Source organism: Salinivibrio sp. AR647, from assembly GCF_001995415.1.
Classification (GTDB): Bacteria; Pseudomonadota; Gammaproteobacteria; order Enterobacterales; family Vibrionaceae; genus Salinivibrio; species Salinivibrio costicola.
In genome coordinates, this window is the sequence record NZ_MUFE01000020.1 from 1 (window position 1) to 7,460 (window position 7,460).

A 7,460-nucleotide genomic window follows, 5' to 3' on the forward strand; every position below is an offset into this window, starting at 1 on the left:
CCATGTCACATTTGTTCATGAACACGATGATGTTTGGAATACCAACCTGACGACCTAGTAGGATGTGCTCACGGGTCTGTGGCATTGGGCCATCAGTTGCCGCAACAACCAGGATACCACCGTCCATTTGCGCCGCACCGGTGATCATGTTTTTCACATAGTCAGCGTGTCCTGGGCAGTCAACGTGTGCGTAGTGACGGTTTGGCGTATCGTACTCAACGTGAGACGTTGCGATGGTGATACCACGATCACGCTCTTCTGGCGCATTATCGATTGACGCGAAATCACGCGCAGCACCGCCGTATACTTTTGCAAGTACAGTACAGATAGCTGCAGTCAGCGTAGTTTTACCATGGTCAACGTGGCCAATAGTACCAACGTTAACGTGCGTTTTCGTACGTTCAAATTTTTCTTTAGACATGACAGTCCCTCTAAGCACGGTATTTCGGTGGCATTACGACCACACAACCAACAATCAGGTTTGTTGAGTATACATCAAACGGCTTGAAGTAACCTTGGAGAGGATGGTGCTGATAGGCAGATTTGAACTGCCGACCTCACCCTTACCAAGGGTGCGCTCTACCGACTGAGCTATATCAGCACTCTAAAAAGAGTGGAGCGGGCAGCGGGAATCGAACCCGCATCATCAGCTTGGAAGGCTGAGGTAATAGCCATTATACGATGCCCGCAATCGTTACTCGTAGAGCTATTCAAACAATTTGAAATTGGTGGTGGAAGAAGGATTCGAACCTTCGAAGGCTGAGCCGTCAGATTTACAGTCTGATCCCTTTGACCACTCGGGAATTCCACCTAAATTTTGGTGCCGGCTGCCGGAATCGAACTGGCGACCTACTGATTACAAGTCAGTTGCTCTACCAACTGAGCTAAGCCGGCGACAAGTGCTGCGCATTCTATGCCATGGATTTGAGGGGTGCAATAGGGAATTTTAAAAAAATGGGTGATTTTTGCGTCTTTTGGGTATTTTTTTGTGTGATTGTTGGGAAAGTAACCAGCCAACACCTTGATGACAATAGGCAAGCGCTTTTCCTTCCCGCTGGTTTGCGGTATCGTCACTCTCTTTATTGGCTTAAGGCACATGGATCATGAACGCAACGCTAACGCCTTATTTGTCGTTCGACCGTCAACAATGGGCTGAACTGAGGGATGCAGTGCCCATGACGCTTACCGAAGATGACATTGACCGCTTACGCGGCTTGAATGAACATTTATCAATGGATGAAGTGCGCGATGTCTATCTACCGTTGTCGCGCTTACTCAATCTGTATGTTAAAGCGCGTAAAAGCCGAACTGAAGTGCTTGATGAGTTTCTTTCTCAGCCCGTGTCAAACCATGTGCCTTACGTTATCGGCATTGCAGGCAGTGTGGCGGTTGGGAAAAGCACGACGGCGAGGCTCCTAAAAGCGCTTCTAACCCGGTGGCCGGATCACCCTAAAGTGGCGTTAGTCACCACTGATGGTTTTTTATATCCCAATGCTGAGCTCGAATCGCGCGGCATCATGCACAAAAAGGGCTTCCCGCAGTCGTATGACATGCGCAAGCTGGTTGAATTTGTCGCTGACGTCAAATCAGGCAAAGACTGTGTCACTGCGCCTGTTTATTCTCACCTTGTCTACGACATTACATCGGATGAGCAAAAAGTCGAAAAGCCCGATATTTTAATATTAGAGGGGCTGAATGTGCTACAAAGTGGCATGGACTATCCACACGACCCGCACCACGTGTTTATTTCTGATTTTCTCGACTTTTCTATTTATGTAGACGCCGAGCCTGACTTACTCAAACACTGGTACATCGAACGCTTTATGAAGTTTCGGCGCGGGGCATTCCTCGATCCACAAGCTTATTTTCACCATTACACGCGCTTGTCCGTCGAAGAAGCGACACAGAAAGCAGCCACCATTTGGAATGATATTAACGGCAAGAATTTACTAGAAAACATTTTGCCAACCCGTGAACGGGCAAGCTTAGTGTTAGAAAAAGGCCCGAACCATTCTGTTCAGCGCGTTCGCGTGCGTAAATAGTCCGCATTCGTATAAGGACTAATCATCGCGCCTTAACGAGATTTCCCCTCCCAAGTAAGGCGTGATGTTTCCATCAACCTCCAGCAATAAGGCGCCATGCTCATCAATACCGCGCTCAATACCTTTTACCTGGCGGTCGCCCATTAATAGCTTAACGGGGCGACCGATAAAATTATCCAGTTGTGGCCAATCAGCCAAAATACTAGCCATACCTTGCTGTTCGTAGGCGATAAGCGATGCCTTGAGACGGTCAATCAAGTTCGCTGCTAACGTATTACGTGCCGGCATCGGTGAACACGCCTGTGCAAGCTTCGCCCAAGGTTGATCAATATTGTCGTTAAGATGGGCCCCCATGCCGAGGTTAAGTCCCATACCAATCACTATGTGTGCCGCATCACCCGTTTGCCCGGTCATTTCAACCAAAATACCCGCCAACTTTTTGTCTTGATAATAGAGGTCGTTTGGCCATTTTACTTTGACACCTGGCGCACCCAGATCGTGTAACGCTTTTGTCATTGCTACTCCGACGACAAGGCTGAGCCCCATTGCCGCCGCAGGCCCTGCATCTAATCGCCAATACATGGAGAGGTATAAATTGCTACCAAACGGCGATTGCCATGCACGCCCTCGACGACCACGGCCTTGTTGCTGATACTCGGCCAGGCACACACTACCAGGACTGAGCTGCCCCACTCTTTCCATTAAATGCTGATTGGTTGAGTCTATCACTGGGATCACAGCCAAAGCAGGTATATCGGTATGGGCACTTAACCAAGCTTCATCGAGCAGCTCAATCGGTTGTGATAAGCAATAGCCTTTGCCCTGTACTCGATAAATATCAAGCCCCCAAGATTGGAGAACCTTGATGTGTTTACTGATCGCCGCACGCGTCATACCCAGCGCTTCCCCCAGCATTTCGCCAGAGTGAAACTCACCATCAGATAAACGTGTAATCAAGGCGAGACGTGCCGAATGCGCGCTCTTCATTGTGCCTCCAAGGTTGTTTCACCCTGCTGATCAATCAAGCGCACTTCGTGCTCAAGCCTCACACCAAAACGCGTATAAACATGCGAGACGACATGCTTAGCTAAACGTATCACATCATCACTGATCGCATTCTCGGCATTGGTAATAACCAGTGCTTGCTGAGGATGAACGCGTGCGCCGCCTTGGCGTTTCCCTTTTAAGCCACATTGATCAATCAGCCACCCCGCTGCGACCTTTTTTTGTCCCAAAGGCGCGGAAAAGAGCGGCACATCAGGGTAAGAAACCTTTAACTTTGTCGCTTGCTCGCTATCAAGCACCGGATTTTTAAAGAAACTCCCAGCGTTACCGCATACAGAAGGATCGGGTAATTTAGCGCGCCGAATCGCACACACAGCATCAAAAATGCCTTTGGGGGTCGCTTGTTGAGAATCCAGTTCAGCTAACGCGCCATACTTGAGTACCGGTTTCCACGCTTTATCCAAGCGAAAGCCAACCTGAGTAATGACCCATCCCTGCATGGCGGGGGTTTTAAAAATCGAATCGCGGTAACCAAACTGACATTCATCGCAAGACAGACGACGTTGATTGCCCGTGTCAGGATGATAGATATCGACGTAAGCGCAACGCTCGGCAAATTCGACACCATAGGCACCAATATTTTGAATCGGTGCCGCCCCCACACAGCCGGGAATTAATGCCAGGTTCTCAAGCCCAGGCATCGCATTATCAATACTCCAGGCAACAAACGCATGCCAAGGCTCACCGGCGCCAACATGTAATAGGTAATGGTCAGCGTGGTTATCGATCGTGATCCCCTTTAGGCGGTTAAGGACCACCACTCCCTCAAAGTCTTGGCAAAAAAGCAGGTTGCTGCCTTCACCAACCACTAACTTCGGTGAGTTGTGATAATCAGACGCTTGCCAAATCTCTTGTAAGTCTTGCACACAATGTGCTTCTACAATCGCTTGGGCGCGCGCGGGCAAACCAAACGTATGATGGGGTGTCAAAGACACATCAGATAACCACTTCATCGTTGCATTACGCTGTTAGAAAACTCATTGATGGGTATACTACCTGTCCTGCTCGTATTGCGCATCTATTAGGCTATGGATAATTATCACATTCACCCGCTAGAGCCCTTGCGGTTCCCACTGGTAGCGCGGTTCTACAAAACACACTATCCTCCCGGAAAACCCAAGAAAGATGAACGTATTTGGGTCATTGATGGCCCGAGTGGACTATGTGGCGCGGTACGCTTTCAGCAACGTCTCGAGTATCAGTTACTCACAGGCATGTTGCTACACCCTGATCTGCGAGGAACAGGTTTAAGTCATCGTTTACTCGACGCAGTGCAAGAAACACTGTGTCAACGTCCTAGCTTTTGCTTAGCTTTCCGTCCACTGACTACCTTGTATGCGCAGCATGGTTTTACGCCTGTCGATCATCACGTATTACCCGATGATCTGGCTGCACGCCTGCACCGTTATTGTCAAAGTGGCAAAGATTTAGTGGCGATGGAATACTCACCCAAAGCGTGACATTAGCAACAAAGCCATTGCGCGGTGATCCGTAGCTTGACGCAATTTCTGGTATCATTCAGGGTTTAGTATCAATGCTCGACTCTGGCCGTCGAACAAAAAGAGGTAATAATGGATTCAGCGAACGCAAACCGGCAGCTTATTGATCGCTTGCCCACCATTGCGCACCAGCCAGAAAATCTCGAAACCTTATTAGACGCGGTCTCATTTAGAGAACGGCTCCTTAGCGAAATAAAAAAAGCAACATCACGTATTTATCTGGTCGCTCTATACTTACAAGACGACGAAGCAGGACGAAGCATTCTGGATGCGCTTTACGAAGCAAAGCAAGCTAACCCTGCCCTCGATATCAAAGTATTAGTCGACTGGCATCGCGCACAGCGAGGGTTAATTGGTGCTGAACAGTCGGACGGTAATGCAGGACTATATCGAGCTTATGCAGAGCGCTACCCACATAAGATAGAGGTCTTGGGTGTGCCAGTTAGAAACCGCGAAGTCTTCGGCGTTTTGCACTTAAAAGGATTCGTATTTGATAACACCGTTATATACAGCGGCGCCAGCTTAAACGATGTCTATTTAGCGCAACATGATAGATACCGTTATGACCGTTATCACGTGCTCGCCAATAAAGTACTCGCCGACACCATGGCAGACTTTATTGTCAACACGTTAATCGCCGACAGTGCCGTCAACTGTCTCACCTCGCCCGACCGCCCCAACAGCAAAGCACTAAAGCCAAACATTCGTGAGTTTCGTGGTCAGCTACAGCAGGCCAGCTATCGATATCAAGATGAGCCGATTAGTGAAGACCAAGTTGGACTTACCCCGATGGTCGGGTTAGGTAAACGGAAAAATAAGCTCAATCGCTATATCTGTCATTTGATTGCCAGTGCCCATGATGAATTAGTCATTTGCACGCCCTATTTTAATCCACCACGCAGTGTCGTTCGCGAAATCCGTCGCGCACTTCGCCGAGGGGTAAGCGTGAGGATTATAGTGGGGGATAAAACCGCGAACGATTTCTACTCACCACCAGAGGCGCCATTTAAGACGATTTCAGCTCTGCCTTATTTGTATGAAGTCAACTTACGCAACTTTGCCCGTCGCAACGAAGCAGCGATTGCAAAACGTCAGTTAAATATCCATATCTGGAAACATGATGACAACAGCTTCCATTTGAAAGGCATTTGGGTCGATCGCCAGTATATGCTGTTAACGGGAAATAACCTCAATCCGCGCGCCTGGAAGCTAGACTTAGAAAACGCCATCTTGATTCATGATAAGCATCAGCAATTAGAGGCGCAGAAGCAGCAAGAGGTAGATACGATCTTGGCTCATACACAGCTGGTTGGCAGTTATAAGCAGATAGAAAAAATGGAGGATTATCCTGCGCCAGTCAAACGCCTACTTAAACGGATAAAGCGGGTTAAGGCCGATCATATACTCAATCAGATACTTTAGGGGATAACCGCAATGAAACAGGCCAAAATAGCTGCCATTGACGTTGATGCACAGCGCACGTTTACGCCGTTATGTCCTGACGAATTACCCGTCCCCGAAGGCGATACCATCGGACCGGCACTCAACGAGCAGGCAACGTTGGCTGACGTACGTGTTTTGACCAAAGATGCGCATCCTGCTAACGCCATTTGGATGGTCGACGACCCCGCTGACATGCTCCAGCCTTTGCCGCATAAAAACGCCGATCTGACTTGGGTGCAACACGCGGTTCCCGGAACGAAAGGGTTTGAGACGATTGACGCATTGCCAGCAGTGACCGAATATCATTATGTGGTTTGGAAAGGCATCGAGCCCGATCTTCATCCGTATGGTGCTTGCTTTCATGATATTGAAGAAAAGCTCAGTACTGGATTAATTGAGTGGCTGCATAGCCAAGATGTCGAAACAGTAATAGTGGGCGGGCTGGCAACCGATTACTGCGTCAAAACAACCGCTATCCAACTGAAAAAACGGGGTCGTTTCGACGTTGTCGTTAACCTTGCCGCTTGCCGAGGGATTAATGCTAAAACCGTATCCTCTGCCTGTGACGAAATGCTGGCCGTCGGTATCAAGTTAGTCGATAGTCAACTGGCGTTGCGCTGTCTACTACCCCGTTAATTCGTATCGCAGCAGCACATGATTGCTTGCTGCGATCTTGCTTATATAGCCTTTAGGATCACCATATTAGTTAATGACCGGTTTATTAAGGCCAATTCCTACAACAAAAAAAAACTAACCGAGTGGTTAGGACCTCATATTTCAGTTCATCAACGTTTTACGCATATCTACTTTGATAATTATATTGCGATCTGTAGATCGATAATTTTGCTGCAAGATACACAATTTTATTAGACTCTCAAATACAAAAAAGCCCCGACCGTTAGGTCAGGGCTTCGTATGTCTACTCATCAAAGTCTTACATATCATTGCTTTGATGATTAAATCCGTTTTTGCCTTCAGACTTTTTTCAAAAATCTGAAAACAAGAAATCAAAGCCTGGCGATGTCCTACTCTCACATGGGGAGACCCCACACTACCATCGGCGCTGCTTCGTTTCACTACTGAGTTCGGCATGGGATCAGGTGGGTCCAAAGCGCTATGGTCGCCAAGCAAAATTTGGTGTGTCTTCACTTTTCAGTCAAAACACGTATCTAGAAAGCTGTTTCGTTCTCGCCACAAYCAACTGGCTTATTYYGAGTCCAACCCAAAACCTCTTGGGTGTTGTATGGTTAAGCCGCACGGGCAATTAGTACAGGTTAGCTCAACGCCTCACAGCGCTTACACACCCTGCCTATCAACGTCGTCGTCTACGACAACCCTTTAGAGAGCTCGAAGCTCTAGGGATGACTCATCTCGGGGCCAGCTTCGCGCTTAGATGCTTTCAGCGCTTATC

General features: G+C 48.3%; 7 protein-coding genes, 4 tRNA genes and 2 rRNA genes. 4 read left to right on the forward strand and 9 right to left on the reverse strand.

Annotated elements, in window-relative coordinates:
* The 5 genes from BZG76_RS15110 to BZG76_RS15130 form a co-directional block, all read right to left on the reverse strand.
* Positions 1-421: GTP-binding protein (locus BZG76_RS15110; RefSeq protein ID WP_131825335.1), on the reverse strand; the 421-nt coding region annotated here is incomplete at its 3' end.
* A gap of 104 nt (positions 422-525) precedes the next feature.
* Positions 526-601, reverse strand: a tRNA-Thr gene (locus BZG76_RS15115).
* Between the two features lie 13 nt (positions 602-614).
* Positions 615-689 (reverse strand) — tRNA-Gly (locus BZG76_RS15120).
* A 37-nt stretch (positions 690-726) separates the two neighbouring features.
* Positions 727-811, reverse strand: a tRNA-Tyr gene (locus BZG76_RS15125).
* Positions 812-818: 7 nt separating this feature from the next.
* Positions 819-894, reverse strand: a tRNA-Thr gene (locus tag BZG76_RS15130).
* Positions 895-1,103: 209 nt separating this feature from the next.
* On the opposite strand from BZG76_RS15130, the gene coaA reads away from it, so the two are divergent.
* On the forward strand, positions 1,104-2,042 hold the full coding sequence (gene coaA, locus BZG76_RS15135; RefSeq protein WP_077461939.1) for a type I pantothenate kinase: 939 nt from the start codon (positions 1,104-1,106) through the stop codon (positions 2,040-2,042).
* Between the two features lie 18 nt (positions 2,043-2,060).
* Here coaA and birA read toward each other — a convergent pair whose 3' ends face one another.
* Together birA and murB are read right to left on the reverse strand one after the other, a co-directional pair.
* Complete coding sequence (birA, locus tag BZG76_RS15140) at positions 2,061-3,029, reverse strand: bifunctional biotin--[acetyl-CoA-carboxylase] ligase/biotin operon repressor BirA (RefSeq protein WP_077461940.1); 969 nt, start codon at positions 3,027-3,029, stop codon at positions 2,061-2,063.
* Positions 3,026-4,060, reverse strand: a complete 1,035-nt coding sequence (gene murB / locus BZG76_RS15145) for a UDP-N-acetylmuramate dehydrogenase (RefSeq protein WP_021024457.1) — start codon at positions 4,058-4,060, stop codon at positions 3,026-3,028. The genes birA and murB overlap by 4 nt, the downstream gene beginning before the upstream one ends.
* A 75-nt stretch (positions 4,061-4,135) precedes the next feature.
* Between murB and BZG76_RS15150 the strand changes: the two genes are divergently transcribed.
* The 3 genes from BZG76_RS15150 to BZG76_RS15160 all read left to right on the forward strand — a co-directional run bounded on the left by BZG76_RS15150 (position 4,136) and on the right by BZG76_RS15160 (position 6,685).
* Complete coding sequence (locus BZG76_RS15150; RefSeq protein WP_021024456.1) at positions 4,136-4,567, forward strand: GNAT family N-acetyltransferase; 432 nt, start codon at positions 4,136-4,138, stop codon at positions 4,565-4,567.
* 111 nt (positions 4,568-4,678) lie between these two features.
* Entirely contained in the window at positions 4,679-6,028 is a 1,350-nt protein-coding gene (pssA, locus tag BZG76_RS15155; RefSeq protein WP_021024455.1) for a CDP-diacylglycerol--serine O-phosphatidyltransferase, read from the forward strand.
* Between the two features lie 12 nt (positions 6,029-6,040).
* Complete coding sequence (locus tag BZG76_RS15160; protein WP_077461941.1) at positions 6,041-6,685, forward strand: isochorismatase family protein; 645 nt, start codon at positions 6,041-6,043, stop codon at positions 6,683-6,685.
* Positions 6,686-7,061: 376 nt separating this feature from the next.
* Here BZG76_RS15160 and rrf read toward each other — a convergent pair.
* Positions 7,062-7,177 (reverse strand): 5S ribosomal RNA (gene rrf / locus BZG76_RS15165).
* Between the two features lie 115 nt (positions 7,178-7,292).
* Positions 7,293-7,460 (reverse strand): 23S ribosomal RNA (locus tag BZG76_RS15170); the annotation flags it as partial.